Annotated in this window: 18 protein-coding genes and 1 pseudogene; 6 read left to right on the top strand and 13 right to left on the bottom strand. The window is 61.5% G+C overall.

All coding sequences use genetic code 11. The features are described from left to right. Nucleotides 1-2 precede the first annotated feature (2 nt). The 6 genes from rplC to rpsL all read right to left on the bottom strand — a co-directional run bounded on the left by rplC (nt 3) and on the right by rpsL (nt 5,975). A complete protein-coding gene (gene rplC / locus CG471_RS05285; protein ID WP_004208723.1) occupies nt 3-755 on the bottom strand; it encodes a 50S ribosomal protein L3 in 753 nt (250 codons plus the stop codon). Nucleotides 756-1,042: 287 nt separating this feature from the next. Further along, nucleotides 1,043-1,351 (bottom strand): 30S ribosomal protein S10, encoded by a 309-nt coding sequence (gene rpsJ / locus CG471_RS05280; protein ID WP_004208724.1) that lies wholly within the window; start codon nt 1,349-1,351, stop codon nt 1,043-1,045. 208 nt (nt 1,352-1,559) lie between these two features. After that, nucleotides 1,560-2,750 (bottom strand): elongation factor Tu, encoded by a 1,191-nt coding sequence (gene tuf, locus CG471_RS05275; protein WP_004208725.1) that lies wholly within the window; start codon nt 2,748-2,750, stop codon nt 1,560-1,562. 137 nt (nt 2,751-2,887) lie between these two features. Next, entirely contained in the window at nt 2,888-4,960 is a 2,073-nt protein-coding gene (gene fusA, locus CG471_RS05270; protein WP_004208726.1) for an elongation factor G, read from the bottom strand. 157 nt (nt 4,961-5,117) lie between these two features. Continuing rightward, on the bottom strand, nt 5,118-5,588 hold the full coding sequence (gene rpsG, locus CG471_RS05265) for a 30S ribosomal protein S7 (RefSeq protein ID WP_004208727.1): 471 nt from the start codon (nt 5,586-5,588) through the stop codon (nt 5,118-5,120). Between the two features lie 15 nt (nt 5,589-5,603). Then, on the bottom strand, nt 5,604-5,975 hold the full coding sequence (rpsL, locus tag CG471_RS05260; RefSeq protein ID WP_004208728.1) for a 30S ribosomal protein S12: 372 nt from the start codon (nt 5,973-5,975) through the stop codon (nt 5,604-5,606). 357 nt (nt 5,976-6,332) lie between these two features. Between rpsL and CG471_RS05255 the strand changes: the two genes are divergently transcribed. The 3 genes from CG471_RS05255 (at nt 6,333) to CG471_RS05245 (ending at nt 10,334) form a co-directional block, all read left to right on the top strand. Next, the gene (locus tag CG471_RS05255; RefSeq protein ID WP_099231025.1) at nt 6,333-8,609 is read left to right on the top strand and encodes a bifunctional diguanylate cyclase/phosphodiesterase; all 2,277 of its coding nucleotides are present in this window, start codon (nt 6,333-6,335) and stop codon (nt 8,607-8,609) included. A 167-nt stretch (nt 8,610-8,776) separates the two neighbouring features. Continuing rightward, a complete protein-coding gene (locus CG471_RS05250) occupies nt 8,777-9,967 on the top strand; it encodes a M23 family metallopeptidase (RefSeq protein WP_099231023.1) in 1,191 nt (396 codons plus the stop codon). Next, nucleotides 9,948-10,334, top strand: coding sequence for a polymer-forming cytoskeletal protein (locus tag CG471_RS05245; RefSeq protein ID WP_180275608.1), 387 nt, complete (start codon nt 9,948-9,950; stop codon nt 10,332-10,334). The genes CG471_RS05250 and CG471_RS05245 overlap by 20 nt, the downstream gene beginning before the upstream one ends. A gap of 4 nt (nt 10,335-10,338) precedes the next feature. Here the strand turns inward: CG471_RS05245 and CG471_RS05240 are convergent. Further along, nucleotides 10,339-10,971 (bottom strand): annotated as a pseudogene (locus CG471_RS05240) (ATP-binding protein); the annotation flags it as partial. A gap of 612 nt (nt 10,972-11,583) precedes the next feature. Here CG471_RS05240 and CG471_RS05235 point away from each other — a divergent pair. Then, a complete protein-coding gene (locus tag CG471_RS05235; RefSeq protein WP_069335569.1) occupies nt 11,584-11,913 on the top strand; it encodes a hypothetical protein in 330 nt (109 codons plus the stop codon). A gap of 792 nt (nt 11,914-12,705) precedes the next feature. Here the strand turns inward: CG471_RS05235 and CG471_RS05230 are convergent. From CG471_RS05230 to CG471_RS05205, 6 genes are all read right to left on the bottom strand, one after another. Beyond that, a complete protein-coding gene (locus CG471_RS05230; RefSeq protein ID WP_063141591.1) occupies nt 12,706-12,951 on the bottom strand; it encodes a hypothetical protein in 246 nt (81 codons plus the stop codon). Nucleotides 12,952-12,968: 17 nt separating this feature from the next. Further along, nucleotides 12,969-14,633 (bottom strand): IS66 family transposase, encoded by a 1,665-nt coding sequence (locus CG471_RS05225; protein WP_099231019.1) that lies wholly within the window; start codon nt 14,631-14,633, stop codon nt 12,969-12,971. Between the two features lie 71 nt (nt 14,634-14,704). Beyond that, nucleotides 14,705-15,046 (bottom strand): IS66 family insertion sequence element accessory protein TnpB, encoded by a 342-nt coding sequence (tnpB, locus tag CG471_RS05220; RefSeq protein ID WP_099231017.1) that lies wholly within the window; start codon nt 15,044-15,046, stop codon nt 14,705-14,707. A gap of 88 nt (nt 15,047-15,134) precedes the next feature. Further along, complete coding sequence (locus CG471_RS05215) at nt 15,135-15,389, bottom strand: transposase (RefSeq protein WP_099231015.1); 255 nt, start codon at nt 15,387-15,389, stop codon at nt 15,135-15,137. Nucleotides 15,390-15,871: 482 nt separating this feature from the next. Next, the gene (locus CG471_RS30050) at nt 15,872-16,207 is read right to left on the bottom strand and encodes a hypothetical protein (RefSeq protein ID WP_143560146.1); all 336 of its coding nucleotides are present in this window, start codon (nt 16,205-16,207) and stop codon (nt 15,872-15,874) included. Nucleotides 16,208-16,318: 111 nt separating this feature from the next. Beyond that, entirely contained in the window at nt 16,319-17,011 is a 693-nt protein-coding gene (locus CG471_RS05205; RefSeq protein WP_099231011.1) for a TetR/AcrR family transcriptional regulator, read from the bottom strand. 181 nt (nt 17,012-17,192) lie between these two features. Between CG471_RS05205 and CG471_RS05200 the strand changes: the two genes are divergently transcribed. Together CG471_RS05200 and CG471_RS05195 are read left to right on the top strand one after the other, a co-directional pair. Then, complete coding sequence (locus tag CG471_RS05200; RefSeq protein WP_099231009.1) at nt 17,193-18,119, top strand: oxidoreductase; 927 nt, start codon at nt 17,193-17,195, stop codon at nt 18,117-18,119. Nucleotides 18,120-18,280: 161 nt separating this feature from the next. Next, the gene (locus CG471_RS05195; protein ID WP_143560145.1) at nt 18,281-18,790 is read left to right on the top strand and encodes an RICIN domain-containing protein; all 510 of its coding nucleotides are present in this window, start codon (nt 18,281-18,283) and stop codon (nt 18,788-18,790) included. Nucleotides 18,791-18,875: the final 85 nt, after the last annotated feature.

The following is an 18,875-nucleotide window of genomic DNA, read 5'->3' as shown; positions in this document are numbered from 1 at the left end:
GTTTAGCCCTCCTGGCCTTCGGTCGCTTCGGGAGCGGCCGCTTCCGCGGGCGTCTCGGCCGGCGCGGCATTGCTGTTTGCAGCCTGCTTCAGGCTGGCGGGATAGGGCGCGTCGGCGTGACGGGGAACCTTCACGGCGTCGCTGACGGTCAGCCAGGTGCCCTTGGCGCCCGGAACCGAACCCTTGACGAACAGCAGACCACGCTCGACGTCCGTGCGGACGATCTCGAGATTCTGCTGGGTCCGCTCACGATCACCCATGTGACCGGCCATCTTCTTGTTCTTGAAGACGCGGCCCGGATCCTGACGGTTACCGGTCGAACCATGCGCACGGTGGCTGATCGACACGCCGTGGGTGGCGCGCATACCGCCGAAGCCCCAGCGCTTCATAGCACCGGCAAAGCCCTTACCCTGGGTGTGACCGGCAACGTCGACCAGCTGGCCAGCGACGAAGTGGTCAGCGGCGATTTCAGCGCCGACGTCGAGGAGCGCATCCTCGGCGACGCGGAATTCGACCAGACGCGCCTTGGGTTCAACTTCCGCCTTGGCGAAGTGACCGCGCTGCGGCTTGGCGACATTCTTGGCCTTGGCAACGCCAGCGCCCAGCTGAAGGGCGACATAACCGTCGCGCTCGACTTCCTTACGTGCGACGACCTGCGTACCCTCAAGGCTGAGGACCGTGACGGGGACGTGACGTCCGTCGTCCTGGAACAGGCGGGTCATCCCGACTTTCTTAGCGATCACGCCAGTGCGCATCACTGATTACTCCCATAGAGGCCCGCCATAGCAGCGGGCGTATCCAACGAAAAAACCGCTCAGCATCTCTGCTTCGCGGCCCAACCCAATGTATAGATCACCCCGTCCGGGTTGGATGCCGATCCCTCTCGGGAAAGGCGACGGGGGACCAGGACCACGCGCCTTGGCCGGTTCACCGGCGGGCCGTGCGGTATCCCTTGTGTCGTTTGAGCTTCCGCCTCTTCCGAGAAGAGAAACAGAATACCCGATACCCCGCCTACCTTGCGGAAGGCGGGGACTTGCCGACCTTAGGCCAGCTTGATTTCGACGTTCACGCCGGCAGCCAGGTCCAGCTTCATCAGCGCGTCGACCGTCTGCGGCGTCGGCTGCACAATGTCAAGCATACGCTTGTAGGTGCGGACTTCGAACTGCTCGCGCGACTTCTTGTCGATGTGCGGACCACGGTTGACCGTGAACTTTTCGATGCGCGTCGGAAGAGGAATCGGACCGCGAATGAGGGCGCCGGTGCGGCGGGCGGTTTCGGCGATGTCGCCGGTCGCCTGATCGAGCACGCGATGATCGAACGCCTTGAGGCGAATGCGGATGTTGCTGTCCATTGTTCCTGTACCGATGCGAAAGAGCCAATAACCAGCGCATTTTCATGAATCAGCCGGAGCAGCCGTTGATTTACAAAAACACGCCAACAAAAAAAATTTCCGCCCCGTTTTGCCCTTCTAGCTCATTCGAGCCGGAGAAAGGCGATCCGGGGCGGGTAAAAAACTTCAGCGGCGCGAATCGAGCGATTCGCGCCGCTGCGGTCCTATATTACTTCGAGATCGTGCCGACAACCCCTGCGCCGACGGTACGACCGCCTTCACGGATTGCGAAGCGCAGACCCGAGTCCATGGCGATCGGAGCGATCAGCTTGACGCCGAGCTTCACGTTGTCGCCAGGCATGACCATCTCAGTGCCCTCGGGGAGGATCACTTCGCCGGTCACGTCGGTGGTGCGGAAGTAGAACTGCGGACGATAGTTCGCGAAGAACGGGGTGTGACGGCCGCCTTCTTCCTTCGACAGCACATAGACTTCGGCGTCGAATTCGGTGTGCGGGGTGACCGAGCCGGGCTTGGCCAGAACCTGACCACGCTCAACTTCTTCACGGCCCACGCCACGGATCAGCGCACCGATGTTGTCACCGGCCTGGCCCTGGTCGAGCAGCTTGCGGAACATTTCGACGCCGGTGACGGTGGTCTTCTTGGTGGGCTTGATGCCGACGATTTCGACTTCTTCACCAACCTTGACGATGCCGGTTTCGACGCGGCCGGTCACGACGGTACCACGACCCGAGATCGAGAACACGTCTTCGATCGGCATCAGGAAGGGCTTGTCGACCGGACGGTCGGGCTGCGGGATCCAGCTGTCAACAGCAGCCATCAGCTTCAGAACGGCGTCGTGGCCGATTTCCGGGGTCTTGTCCTGCAGGGCAGCGACAGCCGAACCGGCGATGACGGGGATGTTGTCGCCGTCGAAGTCGTACGAGCTCAGCAGCTCGCGGATTTCCAGCTCAACCAGCTCGAGGATTTCGGCGTCGTCGACCAGGTCGACCTTGTTCATGAACACGACGAGCTGCGGCACGCCGACCTGCTTGGCGAGCAGGATGTGCTCACGGGTCTGCGGCATCGGGCCGTCGGTGGCCGAAACGACCAGGATCGCGCCGTCCATCTGGGCGGCACCGGTGATCATGTTCTTGACGTAGTCAGCGTGACCCGGGCAGTCGACGTGCGCGTAGTGACGGGCTTCGGTCTCATACTCGACGTGTGCGGTCGAGATGGTGATGCCGCGCTCGCGCTCTTCGGGAGCCTTGTCGATGTTGTCGTACGAGGTGAAGGTCGCACCGCCGGTTTCGGCGAGAACCTTGGTGATCGCCGCGGTCAGCGAGGTCTTACCATGGTCAACGTGACCGATGGTGCCGATGTTGCAGTGCGGCTTATTCCGCTCAAACTTAGCCTTAGCCATTTTATCCTACCTTCTAATCAAAATCAGCTTGGGTCTGACCGCTCGGCCGCGCCTCGCGAAGGCGCGTCCATAGCAGCATATTCACAGATTACCAGCCCCTATCCGAGCCGATTGCACGGCCCGGACAGGGAAACTCGTCAGGCCATCTTCGCCTTGACTTCGTCCGCAACATTCTGCGGCACTTCGTCATAGTGCGAGAAGATCATCGAGTAGTTCGCGCGGCCCTGGGTGAAGGAACGCAGCGAGTTCACATAGCCGAACATGTTGGCCAGCGGGACCATCGCCTCGACCACCTGCGCGTTGCCGCGCGTATCGGTGCCCTGGATCTGGCCACGACGGCTGTTCATGTCGCCGATGACGTCGCCCAGATATTCTTCCGGGGTCACGACTTCGACCTTCATGACCGGCTCGAGCAGGGTGATGCCCGACTTCTGCGCCGCTTCGCGCATTGCGGCGCGGCCGGTGATTTCGAACGCCAGCGCCGACGAGTCGACGTCATGGTACGCACCGTCATAGAGCAGCACTTCGAAGTCGATGATCGGGAAGCCGATCAGCGAACCGGTGGCAGCGGTTTCACGCATGCCCTTTTCGATCGCGGGGATATATTCCTTGGGAATGTTACCGCCCTTGATCTCGTCCTTGAAGACGAAGCCCGAACCACGCTCGCCGGGGGTCAGCTTGACCTTGATACGGCCGAACTGACCGGTACCGCCCGACTGCTTCTTGTGGGTGTAGTCGACGTCGACGGCCTTCTTGAGATACTCGCGATAGGCCACCTGCGGCGCACCGACATTCGCCTCGACCTTGAACTCGCGCTTCATGCGGTCGACCAGGATTTCGAGGTGAAGTTCGCCCATGCCCTTGATGATGGTCTGGCCCGATTCGTGATCGGTCGAGACGCGGAACGAGGGATCTTCGGCGGCCAGGCGGTTGAGGGCGACGCCCATCTTTTCCTGGTCGGCCTTGGTCTTGGGTTCCACCGACAGTTCGATGACCGGCTCGGGGAATTCCATCCGCTCCAGGATGATCGGCTGGCGCTCGGCGCACAGCGTATCGCCGGTGGTGGTTTCCTTCATGCCGGCCAGCGCGACGATGTCGCCGGCATAGGCGGTGTCGATGTCCTCACGGCTGTTCGCATGCATGAGGAGCATACGGCCGATCTTTTCCTTCTTGTCCTTCACCGAGTTCAGGTAGGTGCCCTTGGTCAGGGTGCCCGAATAGATGCGCAGGAAGGTCAGCGAGCCGACGAACGGGTCGTTCATGATCTTGAACGCCAGGCCCGAGAAGGGCGCGTCGTCCGAGGTCGGACGGCTGTCGGGGGTTTCGCCGTCCATCTTGACGCCCTGGACGTCCTCGATGTCGAGCGGGCTCGGCAGATAGTCGACGACGGCGTCGAGCAGCGGCTGAACGCCCTTGTTCTTGAACGCCGAACCGCACAGCACCGGCACGAAGGCGTGCCCCAGCGTGCCCTTGCGGATCAGCTTCTTGAGGGTCGCGGTGTCGGGCAGATTGCCTTCCAGATAGGCTTCCATCGCGGCATCGTCCTGCTCGACGGCAAGTTCGATCAGCTTTTCGCGATATTCGGCAGCCTTGTCAGCGAGGTCGGCCGGAATTTCTTCATAGTAGAATTCGGCGCCCAGGCTCTCATCCTTCCAGATGATCGCGCGGTTTTCGACCAGGTCGACCAGGCCCTTGAAGTCCGACTCTGCGCCGATGGGCAGATACAGGACGGCCGGGGTCGCGCCCAGACGGTCGATGATCGTCTGCACGCAATAATAGAAGTCGGCACCGGTGCGGTCGAGCTTGTTGATGAAGCACATCCGCGGAACCTTGTACTTGTCCGCCTGGCGCCACACGGTTTCCGACTGCGGCTCAACGCCGGCAACGCCGTCGAACGCGGCAACCGCACCGTCGAGCACGCGCAGCGAGCGTTCGACTTCGATGGTGAAGTCGACGTGGCCGGGGGTGTCGATGATGTTCAGGCGGTGGTCGTTCCAGATGCAGGTCGTTGCAGCCGAGGTGATGGTGATACCACGCTCCTGCTCCTGCTCCATCCAGTCCATGGTCGCGGCGCCGTCGTGGACTTCGCCGATCTTGTAGGACTTGCCGGTGTAGTAAAGGATACGCTCGGTCGTGGTGGTCTTGCCGGCGTCGATATGCGCCATGATACCGAAATTGCGATAGCGTTCGAGCGGATGGCTGCGGGCCATGATGCTTCTCCGTTGCCGGCGCGCCGGCGGTTGGGGATTCGTTAATTCTGCGCGTGGCCCCTAAACCAATCCGTTCGCCATGGGTAGCCACCCACGGCGAACGGACCGATTTTGGAAACCAAATAACAAGGCGGACACATAAGCGCCCGCCCTGCTGTTACCAGCGGTAGTGCGAGAAGGCGCGGTTCGCTTCCGCCATGCGGTGCGTATCTTCGCGCTTCTTGACGGCATTGCCGCGGTTGTTGGCAGCGTCCAGCAGCTCACCCGACAGACGGGCGGCCATGGTGGTTTCGCTGCGGTTGCGCGAAGCCGTGATCAGCCAGCGGATCGCCAGCGCCTGGGCGCGCTCGGGGCGCACTTCGACGGGGACCTGGTAGGTCGCACCGCCGACGCGGCGGCTGCGGACTTCGATGCCGGGCTTCACATTGTTCAGCGCGTCATGGAACATGCCGATCGGGTCCTTCTTGGACTTCGCTTCGACAGTGTCGAGCGCACCGTAAACGATGGACTCGGCGACGGCCTTCTTGCCGTCCTGCATGATGCTGTTCATGAACTTCGACAGCACGATATCACCGAACTTGGGATCCGGCAGGATAACGCGCTTTTCGGGGCGACGACGACGTGACATATTACTGTTCTCCCCTTACTTCGGACGCTTGGCGCCGTACTTCGAACGGCTCTGCTTGCGATCCTTGACGCCCTGGGTATCCAGAACGCCGCGAAGAACGTGATAGCGCACGCCCGGAAGATCTCGCACACGGCCGCCACGGATCAGCACGACGCTGTGTTCCTGGAGGTTGTGGCCTTCACCCGGGATGTAGGTGATGACTTCGCGCTGGTTGACCAGACGCACCTTCGCCACCTTACGGAGAGCCGAGTTCGGCTTCTTCGGGGTCGTCGTGTAGACGCGGGTGCAAACGCCACGCTTCTGCGGGTTCGCATCCATCGCAGGGACCTTGGACTTGGTCTTCTGCAGTTCGCGGCCCTTGCGGACCAGCTGGTTGATTGTTGGCATGAAGCCCTTCACCTTTTCAGTTACTTTACCAGACGCCACCTGCGTTCCCCGCCGCGTGGAACCAATGACTCCAAACAGCAAAGGCCCCGACGGAAACAATCCGCCCGGAGCCGCAAGGACAGCCGATAATGTTCAGCTCTAGTGCTTGCCCCGGCAAGCGCGGGAAGAACGAGTCTTCCAGACGCAGAACGCGGGGCAGCGGCCCTATAGCGATGGGGGACGGAAGGGTCAAGCGCAGGACCGGAACGGCCATGGCGAGACACCTGCCCACATAGTGAATGACATTTTTGTATTTTGCTAACATGCTGCAGATTATGGGATCTTTCCCCGCAGCCCCCATATCCAGATGGACCAGTCGTGATTGCACTTTCCCGCATTAGCGGCGAATTCCACAGCCCGGAACGCGAGGCCGCCTTCCAGGCCGATCGACTGCCCGAATCGCGGCGCCACGCCCATCTGCTCTTCGCCTTGTCGGCGCTGCTCAACACCCTCTTCCTGCTGAGCGACTGGCGCTTTGCCGGCACGGCCCATTTCTGGGTCGCGGTGCCCGCCCGCCTGGTCGTGGTCTTCTGGTCGCTCGTCAGCCTGGGCCTGTGCCGCTACATGCACAGCTTCAAGGCGGTCGAACGCATCTGTTTCGTCTGGCAATGCATCACCGCCATCGGCGTCGCCTTCCTCGTCTCCTCGCGCAGCGACATCGCCATCTTCGTCCTGGTGATGCTGCCGCTCGTCTTCTACCTGGTGGTGCCGACCAGCTTCCGCGGCAATGTCGGCGGCGGCCTGGGCTGCGGCGTCGCCCTGCTGATCGGTTATCTGGCCCCTGCCCCTCTGTCGCCGACCATGCCCGGCATGATCATGGCGGTGCTGATGCTTCATTGCGGCATGTGGATCGCGATCGCCCGCACCAACCGGCTGCAACGCCTGGAATGGACCGCCAGCCAGGACGCGCAGGCCGCCCGCGTCGCCCTCGCCGCCAATGGCGAAGCGCTCGAACGGCTGTTCATGACCGTGCCGCTGCCGCTGATCGTCATCCGCGACGACGGCACCGTCCTGCGCATGAACGATTCCGCCACACGCAACCTGGGCACCGCGGACCGTGTCGCCCGGCTGGCGCTGATCGTCGATCACGCCCCGCCGCTGCGCCTGCTCGACCGGCTGACGCGGGGCGACAGCATCGACAATGACGAATGCTGCCTCGCCAATGACGAAGGCATCATCCGCGATGTCCTGCTGGGCGCCCGCCCGATCCTGCTCGCCGGCGAACAGTGCATCCTTGCCAGCATCGTCGACATCACCGACCGCAAGCAGGCCGAACGCCATCTTGCCCATCTGGCGATGACCGACGCCCTCACCGGCCTCGCCAACCGATCCCATTTCATGGCCAGCCTGATGCAGGCGGCCCAGTCGACCGAACGATCCGGCGGCCAGATGGCGGTCGTGCTGATCGACGTCGACGAGTTCAAGCGGATCAACGACAGCGCCGGCCATGACGCCGGCGACGCCCTGCTGTGCGCCGTGGCCGAACGGCTGCGCGACTCGGTGCGCCCCGCCGACATGATCGCCCGCATGGGCGGCGACGAGTTCGCCGTTATCCTCACCCGCCTGCGCGGCCTGGCCGATCTCGACACCATCCTCAGCCGCATGATCGCGCGCCTGCACATGCCGCTGCGCCATGGCGGGCGGGACATTGATTGCCGCGTGAGCATGGGCGTGGCCCTCTACCCCGACCATGCCGGCGACATGATCGACCTGATGAAGCATGCCGACATCGCCCTGTATGAGGCGAAGAATAGCGGACGCGGTCGCGCCTGCCTGTTCGAGCCCGGCCTGCTGGAAAGCTGGCAGACCGAGGCGCGGATGCTGGAACGGGCCCGCGACGCGCTCGCCCATGCCCAGCCCGTGCCCTGGTATCAGCCCAAGGTCGACCTGCAGGACGGCCGCGTCATCGGCTTCGAGGCGCTGCTGCGCTGCGCCCGCCCGGACGGCACGCTGATGATGCCCGACCAGATATTGGCCGCCTTCGAACATCCCGAACTGGGCCGCAAGATCACCGAGCGGATGATCGATCAGGTGCTGGCCGATTGCCGGGCCTGGACCAGCGCCGGCATCGATTTCGGCCATGTCGCCGTCAATGTCCCCGGCGTCGAACTGCATGACCGCGCCTTCCCCGACCGGTTGCTCGCCCGCCTCGCCCATGCCGATGTCGAACCGCGCCGGATCGAGCTGGAAGTCACCGAATCCGTCTTCCTCGGCCGCAATGTCGATGTGGTGGAGCGCAATCTTCAGCGCCTCAGCCAGTCGGGCATGGCCATCGCCCTCGACGATTTCGGCACCGGCTACGCCTCGCTGTCCCACCTCAAGCAGTTTCCGATCGACGTCATCAAGATCGACAAGGGCTTCGTGCGCGACCTGGAAACCGACCCGGATGATGCCGCCATCGTGCGCACCGTGCTCAACCTCGCCTACAGCCTGGGCGTAAAGACCGTCGCAGAAGGCGTCGAAACGATTGAACAACTGGAATATTTGCGATCAGGTGGTTGCCATTATGGCCAGGGCTATTATTGGAGCGCTGCCGTTCCGGCATCGCAATTACCCAGCTTTCTTGAGCCTTCCCGCTTCGCCCGCAGAAGCTGAAGCGCATCGCGAAAAATATTTTCAAAGCCAGGGAACCAAATGGGACGAAGATCATTTCGTCCCGGTTTAGCTTCGACTCGTCACGAGTCCGCGGCTGCGGATTCGCGCGTCCGATCTTCTTTTGCTACCGGCCCGACTCACCGAAATAAATAGTTACGGGGTCGCAATTGTCGCAGCGCAAGAAGAAGGGGGTCGCCACCCTCTGGGCCAGGCTCAGTGCCTTGTGCCCGGAGCGGGAAATCTTCCTGCGCTCGGGCGGCCAGGTAAAGTTCATCCGCATTTCCAAGCGCGCCCAGTTGCTGGCGCTCGGCATACTGTCGACCGGCCTGGTCGGCTGGGGTGCCGTCACCGTGTCGATGCTCGCCAGCAGCGCCGCCGTCGCCCATGACCGCGCGATGCTGGATGCCAAGGGCGCGGCCGTGGCCAGCAAGGCACGCAAGGTCGATGGCTATCGCAAGTCGGTGAACGACCTCGCCCATGACCTGGAAGCGCGCCAGGATTTCATCGACGATCTCTACAAGACCCATTTCGGCGAGCCCGGCGACGCCGCGGCCAATGCCCCGGTCGGCAAGGCGGACGCCGCCACTGAAAAGGGCGGCCAGGGCAAGCTCGACGCCAAGATCAGCATGGCGCCCGAAGCCGCGCCGCTGATGCAGGTCGATGCCCGCCAGCGCCGTTTCGCCGCCCTGCTGACCAGCGCCGTCGAAGCCCGTAAGCAGAAGGCCGCCGCCGCGATCCGCAGCTTCGGCCTCAATCCCGACGCGCTCGCTCGCAACGCGGCCCGCGCCCAGGGCGGCCCGTTCGTCCCCTGGCATGGCGATGAAGATGCGATGCCGGCCGAGCTGGAAAAGCTCGCCACCGCGCTTTCCCGCATGGAATTTCTGGAAACCAGCCTGCTGCGCATCCCGTCGGGCCAGCCGACCGGCACGCCGATGCTCAGCAGCTCCTATGGCTATCGCCGCGACCCGTTCAACGGTCACGCCGCCTTCCATGCCGGGCTCGACTTTCCCGGCCGCTATGGCCAGCCGATCCTGGCCGCCGCCCCCGGCAAGGTCAGCTATGTCGGTCAGCGCAGCGGCTATGGCAATGTCGTGGAAGTCACCCATGGCAATGGCATCATGACCCGCTACGCCCATCTGTCCGGCTATAACGCCCGTGTCGGCCAGCAGGTCGCGCGCGGCGACCAGATCGCCCGCATGGGCTCCACCGGCCGCTCGACCGGCACGCATCTTCATTTCGAAGTGCGCGTCAACGGCGATCCCATCAATCCCCGCCGTTTCCTCGAGGCCCGCAAAGATGTTCTCCAAGTCCAGCAAATCGCAACGGCCCGTCTCGCCGATGTCGGCAACCGGGGCTAAGCACACCCCCTTCTCGCTGATCGGCAGCGACGTGACGATCACCGGCAATCTCGCCGCGACCGTCGACCTGCATGTCGATGGCGTGATCGACGGCGACATTTGCTGCGCCGCGCTGGTTCAGGGTCCCGACAGCCGCATCATCGGGCATGTCACCGCCCAGAGCGCGCGCCTTGCCGGCCTGGTCGACGGGTCGATCAGCGCCGAGGAACTGGTGGTCGAAAGCACCGCCCGCATCACCGGCGACGTGACCTATGAACGGATCACGATCGAGGCCGGCAGCCGGGTCGAAGGCCGCTTTGCCCACAAGGATAATGGCCCGGTCGCGGCCGCCGACCTCAAGCTCATCACCAGCGACAGCGCAGCCTAAGCGCTCAGTTGACCGGCGCACGCCGCCGGTAGCTCAGCGCCTCGGCGACATGCACCCGGCCGACCTGCTCCGCGCCGGCCAGGTCGGCGATCGTCCGCGCCACCCGCAACACCCGCGTATAGCCGCGCGCCGACAGCTTCATCGCGGCGGCGGCCTGCGCCAATAATTGCCGCCCGGCCTCGTCCGGCCCGGCCACATCCTCCAGCCGCTCGCCATCGACCTCGGCATTGGTCCGCACCTTGCTGCCGGCATAGCGCCGGGTCTGCAGCGTGCGCGCCGCCGCGACGCGCGCGGCCACCTCCGCCGATCCCTCGGCCGGCGGCGGCAGCACCAGATCAGCCGCCGTCACCGCCTGCACCTCGACATGCAGGTCGATGCGATCGAGCAGCGGCCCGGATACCTTGGCCTGATAATCGCTGGCGCAGCGCGGCGCGCGCGAACAGGCCAGCGCCGGGTCGGACAGATGGCCACAGCGACAGGGGTTCATCGCCGCGATCAACTGCACCCGCGCCGGGAAGGTGACATGGGCGTTGGCCCGCGCCACGCTGACCTCGCCACTCTCCAGCGGCTGGCGCAGCGAATCCAGCACCACCCGCTGAAACTCCGGCAGTTCATCCAGGAACAGCACGCCGATATTCTCTCCAGAGTGTCTCGAGTCTCTCATCCAGCATCCCTCCGCCTGGCATAGCCATGATGACGCTCGACATAATGGTGACTCATAGATGTCATCTCAATCTGTAGTCTCAAAACAGCCAGATTTTCTCACCCCGACATGTCCGGAAACACGACGCTTTATCGAGTGAATGACCGAGTTCGAAGTTCATCTTCGAACTCGGTCATTCGCAACCGCCGCAGGCGGCTGATAGGGTGATATCGTCAAACGCGAAGATAAACTGTTCACCGTTCAATCAAGGAACTTATCCCTGAGGATCCTTTGCGGTGTTGAAGAAAATTGCGGTGACGCTATTGGTTGCATGGCTCGTCCGCAAAATCGGATGAGTGAGGCTGGTTACCTCAACTGCCGCGTGCCCGACGAGATACTCTCGTCCGGGTGGCTGCGCTATGTCCAAGGTTCTGCCTAAAGGTGCAGCGCCTGCGACACGCGCGCAGGGACTAACCACGCCCGGATCTGGCTCGTGGGGACCATCATGCTACTATTAATCGATATTTGCTTGATGCACCGATTGTATTCGCTCGGTCTGAGTATCCGTAAATCAAATCTCGCCCTGCCTTCAAACAGGGGTTTCTCATGCTGGTTGTGACAGCGGAGATTTGGCCGGATGGTGATGAAAGCAAATCACATGAGATCGGATATATATTTGCATCTAACGAGGCAGATATAGATGGTGCCTCGGCTTACGAGGCGCGTATTCTGCAGAATTGCAGCGAGCATCTCTCTACTGCAGCGATTGATCGATATGTCCTTGCGTTTCGCGAGCGAAGCGATGGTGTCTGGGGGCTTGTTGCAGAAATCTTGAACTCAGCGGGCATTACCGCCGGCCACGGGATCAATCCGATCGTCGCGCAACAGCTTCAATCCGCGCTCGCCGAAAACAAGAAGGGTAACGAGGATGCGTAGCTACGCTGTTGATCGATACCGGGGGGTCGACTTGGGTTGGGATGGCATATTTAAGAAGCTCATCCGTGAGCTCAAAAAGGATAACCCATCCGTTCTCCTTCTGGATGCTCAGCAAAAAGCTGGCGCCCTGTATGTCTATGTAGCGCGCAGTGGACCTCGATCTGAGGAGCTAATTGCTCGCGCGACTAGAGAGTCGAGGACTGTTTGCCAGCTATGTGGAAAAGATGGAGTTCTCAGGCAGAACCACTTTGGGGTGTATCAAGTTAGATGTGCCGCACATGGTCGTGGATGGCGCGAACCTCCGGAGCTTCCAATGTTTCCAGCTGAGAAAATTCGATGCTGTTGCGATGCTCCGGACTGCATAGTGCGGTCAGCGCAGCATGAAGGAGCGCCAAACATGCGGCAAAAGTAAGACGGTTTTTAGACGCGCATTAAATTTATTTGTAGGCCGCTCAGGCGAAGTGACGCATTCTATAGCCTGAGATATTCAATTTTGGTCGATTGCCAACAGAACCTTGATGATAGATTTGTTTGTCATTTCTACATTATGACATTCTAACTGATCTAAGTTGATATCGCTAAGCGAAGCAAACCGTTCCATATCGGCTTTCGCTTGACGATATAGGCGACGGCGCGCCTCCTCCGTTGACTGCTCTATCAATGAGATTGGATTGCTGCTGCGGAGTTCTCGCCCAAGCGGACTGTCCTCAACGAGTAGCCTTAATCCCGTTTCCAAAGTACGCATCCGGTGAGGAGCGCGGTTACTGACGGTTTGCTGGGGGATTTGGCATCTTACTTGCCGAGGAAGGCCTCGACGCCTTCTTGAGCGAGCACATCGCGGAATGCAGCATCGGCATCGCGGTCGGTGGGGAATAGATTGTCCCAGACCGTCGAGGTGCCGTGCTCGTTGACGACCTCGAGGGACCAACCGCGCTCGGTGGCGAGCCGCACGATGTTGATGGTCAGCCGTACGCCCGCCTGTTCGATGGACCGGCAGAGATAGGATTCAATCAGTTCGGGTTGCGGGCCAAATTCCATGCCGTGATGCTATGAGATCACGGCTCCAGCTTCAACGCTGTTGGTTTCCAATTCCATGGGAGTAGATCGCCAAGCCGATTAGCCGGATGATCGGCGATGCGGGCGAGGACGTCAGCGAGCCAAGCCTGGGGATCGACGTCGTTGAGGCGGCAGCTCTGAATGAGTGAAAACATGATGGCGGCGCGCTGACCACCGCGATCGGAGCCGCAAAATAGCCATGCTTTCCGCCCGAGTGGCACACAGCGTAGCGCCCGTTCCGCTGCGTTGTTCGTGAGGCATACCCTGCCATCGACGAGGAAGCGGGTGAAGGAGTCCCAGTGCCGGAGCATATAGTTGATAGCCTTGGCGAGATCATGGTTACGCGACAGCTTGGCGAGTTGGGCGTGCAACCAGTCGTGCAGTTCGGCGATCAGTGGCGCGCTCAACTCCTGACGGGCGGCAAGCCGCTCCGCTGGTGTCTTGCCGTTGATACCGCGCTCAACGTCGAACAGGGCGTCCAGCTTCTGCACCGCCTCCAGCGCAATCGGATAGATCGGGCCAGTCCGCTCGCCGCGGCTCTTCTTGCGCGCAGCGCCCTCGACGTCAGCAAGTTCGAAGAACTTCCTGCGCGCGTGAGCAAAGCATCCTGTCTCCAGGATGAGACCAGGCTGGCGGTTGGGAGCGTACAGCTCAAAATAGCCCGCATAGGCATCAGCCTGCAGTATCCCGGACCAGGACGCGAGGTGCGCCTGGGGATGTTCCCCGCGCCGGTCGCGCGAATAATAGAAAACCACCGCCGGCGGATCGGCGCCGCCGAACGGGCGGTCATCCCGGACATAATCCCATAATCTACCGGTATCGGTCTTGCCCTTGGCCATGACCGGCACGGTGGTATCGTCGCCATGCACGCGCTCGGCGGCAAAGACATGGGCCTCGATCAGCCGAAAGATGGGCATCAAGGCGAAGGACGCCGCACCAACCTGATCGGCAAGCGTGGAGACGCTCAGCGGCACGCCTTCGCGAGCGAAGCGCTCCGCCTGGCGGTTGAGCGGCTGGTGCTGCCCATACTTCTCGAACAGCAGCATGGCGAGGAAGCTTGGCCCTGCCCAGCCACGCGGCACGACATGGAATGGCGCGGGCGGCTGCGTGATCTTCTCGCAGTCACGGCAGGAGAACTTCTCGCGTACGGTCTGGATGACCTTCCAGGCACGCGGGATTACCTCCAGCGTCTCGGTTACATCCTCGCCCAGCTTCGACAGGCGCATGCCGCCACAGGCCGGACAGGAACAGGGCGCCGGAACAACGACGCGGTCGCGGGGCAAATGGTCGGGGAACGGTTTTTTAACTGGCCTCTTGCGCTCAAAGGCGGTGACGTTCGTCGCCTTTGTCGCGGCGGTCTCGGCGGCCAGATCATATTCGGCGGCGTCGGCCTCCAAATCTTCGAGCTCAAACTCCATCTGCGCAAGAAGCCGGCGGGTGCGTTCGGCGCTGGGGCCGTACTGCTCGCGCCTGAGCTTGGCGATCTGCAACTTGTAGTGCGAGATCAACGCCTCGGTGGCGCTCTCCCGGGCACGGGCATTGGCCAGTTCGGCTTCAGCGCTCGTGGCCCGCTGTTCGGCTTCATCGGCGCGCTGCGCACTGAGCCGTACCAACGCCTTGAGCGCTTCGATATCGTCAGGCAGGGGCGAAACGGCGGCGTCCACAACTTGGATGGAATCATAGAAAACCTCCCGGATGAAGCGGAAAATGCAGCCTCCGCCAAGAAAATCTGCGCCTATCCTGCGCTCTGTGGGCGCCAGCTATATTGCGGGTTCCGCCAGTCCACTCCGTCGAGCAGACAGGCCAGCTGTGAGCTCGTCAGCGACACCACGCCGTCCTTCGCGGCGGGCCAAATGAACTTCCCTCGTTCCAATTGCTTCGAATATAACGACATCCCGAGGCCGTCGTGCCAGATTATCTTCACAAGCGCCCCGCTGCGCCCGCGAAAGACCCAAAGATCGCCGGCAAATGGGTCTCGCGAGAAGCTCTGCTGCACCATTGCTGCCAAGCTCTGCATGCCGCACCGCATATCTGTGTGGCCCATCGCAATCCACACCCGCGCGCCAGCTGGGATCATCGCAGGGCCTTGAGCGCTGCCGACACCAAGGCAGCTGGTGCCGACGCAGATATGCTCACGCGCCCTTTGCCACCCAGATCCACGATGATCACCGGCATTGCGGCCTGGTGCGCATTCTGCTGTTCGCCATCGTCAACCCCGCCTCGGCGAACTCCGTCAGGGCGGGCGGCTGCCGCAGCTTGTTGCGCCACGTGTAAATGCGCGCCGTGGAAATATCGTGCCGACGCGCCACAGCCAAAACGCTGGCCCCAGGCGCAAAGGCTTCTGCCAAAATCTGGAGCCGTTCCTCGTCGCTCCAGCGCCGCCGCCGTTCCGGCCCGGTCATCACCGTGATCTGCCGCATCCACTGCTCCTAAGCGTGCTCTCGAGAGCGTTCTTAAGAGCAGGCCCCTACCTCACGACAAGGCGCGTCTCGCGGGATGCATACTTTCCAAAGGTCGCTGGGTCAGAATGAAGCGCCAGAGTCGATACCCAATCAAGTCGATCCTCTGCTTGCAGAGGTGTTCTGTTGCTCTAATCCATAACTCAGGTTTTTGCACCATAGCCTCGACCTGCTCGCGGGCCTGCAACAGCCTCTGACGATCCAAGATTGCGTGCGTATTTGGGTCCGGTACAGGCATATCTTTTATATTATGCACTAGCTTTGATACGAGGGAAAAGGCCATTCGCGATGACAGTTGAACGGCTGTCGGCTCAAGATATAGGTCACGATCCATGCCGGTCCTTAGTCCGCTCCGCTGCGCGCGAGACCCCCGACAAAGAGGCTTCGCGTGACTTTTGAGCGTCTTAAAAAGACGATTGAAAGCAGGACGTGTGCCTCGGCCGTCAAAGACGTGGGTTGTGCTCGCTAACATCGATCCGGACATTGGAAAAATCAACGTGTGCTAAGGCAAAATTGCGTTTGTTGAGTTCAGCAGCGGAAATGCGGCCCGATGCAAGCGCTTCGCTATCGGCTCGACGGGCCGCAGCTTTCTCGGCCGCTCGTGCAGTGGGGTCGAAATAGCCTACTCGCACTGCCACCCTCCTTTCACGACCATCTCCGGGGCAGTCAATGGTAGCCGATTGTTTTAGGATCATCAAACCATCAAACTGGGACAGTCGCCGTTGATCGGGAGCTTCAGCGACCGACATCTCTACGCAGTCGATATAGCTGACGTTCAAAGCGCGACCGACGAACGGTCGCTTTGTCCCACGATCTTCCGTCTGCTCCCGACCAAAATACGTCGTTCCCTGATCCCGGGTCAGACGGCCGCAATTCCGAAAACTTGCCATTCATTCAAAGACGTTGCTTTTGTCCTCGCTGCATGATCGCCGAGCATGGAGGCCAAGGATCGTCAGTTCCAGGCTGTTACGCATGAAAGCGACGAAGTCGGTGCTGTGAGCGCCGATCCCTGGATCGGCAGCATAGGCCGCCAACAATGCTTCAGTTGGTTGGCCATGTGGCCAGGCTCCAGCGGCCGTCAGGAACAGCGTGACGATGAGGTGATAAATGTCCGTTTGCGGCATTTCGGGGAGGCTGCTTGTCAGCAATTCACCCAAGACACCAACAGACACGTTCACGGCGCGCTTGTGCTGAAGCACAACGTCGGCTGACACATTGCGTTCAAGCACCGCAGCTTGCGAACTGATCAGATCGCAAAGGGTAGCGCGCGCCGCGAGGGAGTTTGCCAGCGCCTGCGCCAGCAGGTTTGCCCGAGCAGCAATATCCGCGTCGGACGAAATGCCGGACAGATCGAGTGCTGCAATCCACGCGTCGATCTCGTCGTTGAGCAATTGGAGGAGCACGGCTTCTCGGGACTCAAAATAGCGCAGCACATTCGATTTCGCGAGGCCGACGCGCCGGCTCAATTCATTCAGGCTGATCTCCGCGACCGACATTTCGGCAAGCATCGCCGAGGCCGTCGCCAAAATCACCCGGCGACGTTGATCGCGCTGCTCAGCGCTGCGGGCTCTCTGAAAGTCCATTTCGACGTCACTTCCTGCCTTTTATCGCGGTGCGGACAGCATGCCGCTAGCGACCGACTTTCAAATAAGGCACCGATGGCCACTTGTCATCAGACCGATGGTATCTTATTTGCTATTTAACGAACCGATGGTCTTATATAGCGCTTCGTCTCACGAGGCGGTCGCGCAGGAGGAATATGGAATGAGTTGGAGCGAAGCTGATATTCCCTCGCAAGCGGGAAAGCTGTTCGTGATCACAGGGACGGGCGGGCTAGGCTTTGAAGACGCCAGTGCACTCGTTCGCAAGGGGACGAAGGTCATCCTGGCCGGTCGCAATCCGGCCAAGGGCAAGGACTCCATCACACGTATTCGTGCCGAGACGCCAACGGCGGACATCGCCTTCGAGGAGCTGGACCTTGCCAGCCTGGAATCGATCGGGGCCTTCGCCGGTCGGCTGCTGGCCGATGGCAGGCCGATCGACGTGCTCATCAACAATGCCGGCGTCGCGATCGTGCAGAAGCGGCAGGAAACGCAGGACGGGTTCGAGCTTCAGCTGGGGACCAACTATCTGGGCCACTTCGCGCTCACCATGCGCTTGATGCCTTTGCTGCTGAGCGCCAAAGCGCCCCGCGTCGTGAGCCTGAGCAGCACCACGCACAAGATGGGCAAGATCGATTTCGATGATCTGCAACTCGAGAAATCCTACGGCGGCAGCGCGGCCTATGCCCAGTCGAAACTGGCCATGCTGATGTTCGCGCTCGAACTGGATCGCCGTGCCCGCGAAGCCGGCGCCAACCTCATCAGCGTTGCCGCACATCCCGGTATCGCGCGGACCGAACTGATGAACAACGGTCCCGCTGGTCGTCCGGTCCTGCAGTTCTTCTCCCACTTAATCGAACGACTGCTCGGCCAATCATCGGCCGCTGGCGCGCTACCTACGCTGCGAGCCGCGACCGATCCTGCCGTCCAGAGCGGAGAATATTATGGTCCCAAGGGTTTCCTCGAGGCAAAGGGGCCACCTGAGCTCGCCTCGATTTCCGCCAAGGCCCAGGACGATGCTGCGCGCCGCCGCCTGTGGGAGGTGTCGGCCCGCCTTACCGGTCTCGTGCCGGCGCTCTCCACCCTCTGATCCAGTTTATATTGCGGCGCCGCGCTCGGACCGTCGTCCTTCGGCGGGCAAGGCAAAGCCTCCACTTCCCGCGCGACCAAGATCCTGATCGGATCGCATTCCTCCCAGCACTCGACCGTTCGGTCCTTTGGGCCGGGCGCGTCTTTTGAGGCTCTTTCATCATGCTCGCATATCTGAAGAACGTTTTCATGGCCGTGGCGCCTGTCTTCGCCTGCGGGCCGGCAATCGTGGCGGCAGATGGGATTCAGGGGACGTTCGCCATCCAGAATGTCGCGACCGGCATGAACCTGCGCCCATTCGACGCCAGCAAACAAGATCGCAACCGCGTCATCCTCTACAATCATCATGCCTGGAAATGCCTGACATGGGAGTTCCTCCGGATCGAAGGAAATAGCTACCGGCTCAAGAACTATTACACCGCCAAGGCAGTGGAACCAGCTGCTCACGCCGTCGGTCCGACTACGCTGCAGCAGCGCCCAATCAGCGGTGGCGTCACTCAGATTTGGGAGTTTGTGGATCAGCCAGTCAATGCGTTTCTGATCCGGCATAAGACAACGGGGCTCTATATCACTGCATCGTCGCATCTGCGGGATAGCGAACTGCACCTTCAGCCTCGCGACAGAACGCGGCCCCAGTCCTGGCGCCTGATACGGCAGAGGCCTTGGTTCTGATCGTTGCTGCGTCGCATGTCGACCACTTATGGCTATTCGTTAGTGGATCATCGGCGTCCGCTTAGTTGCTGATACCCGTCGCATC

It is taken from the genome of Sphingobium sp. IP1, assembly GCF_002708645.1.
In the GTDB taxonomy this organism is placed as follows: domain Bacteria; phylum Pseudomonadota; class Alphaproteobacteria; order Sphingomonadales; family Sphingomonadaceae; genus Sphingobium; species Sphingobium yanoikuyae.
Note: the sequence above shows the minus strand (reverse complement) of the source record. Positions and strands in the feature narration are given on the sequence as shown.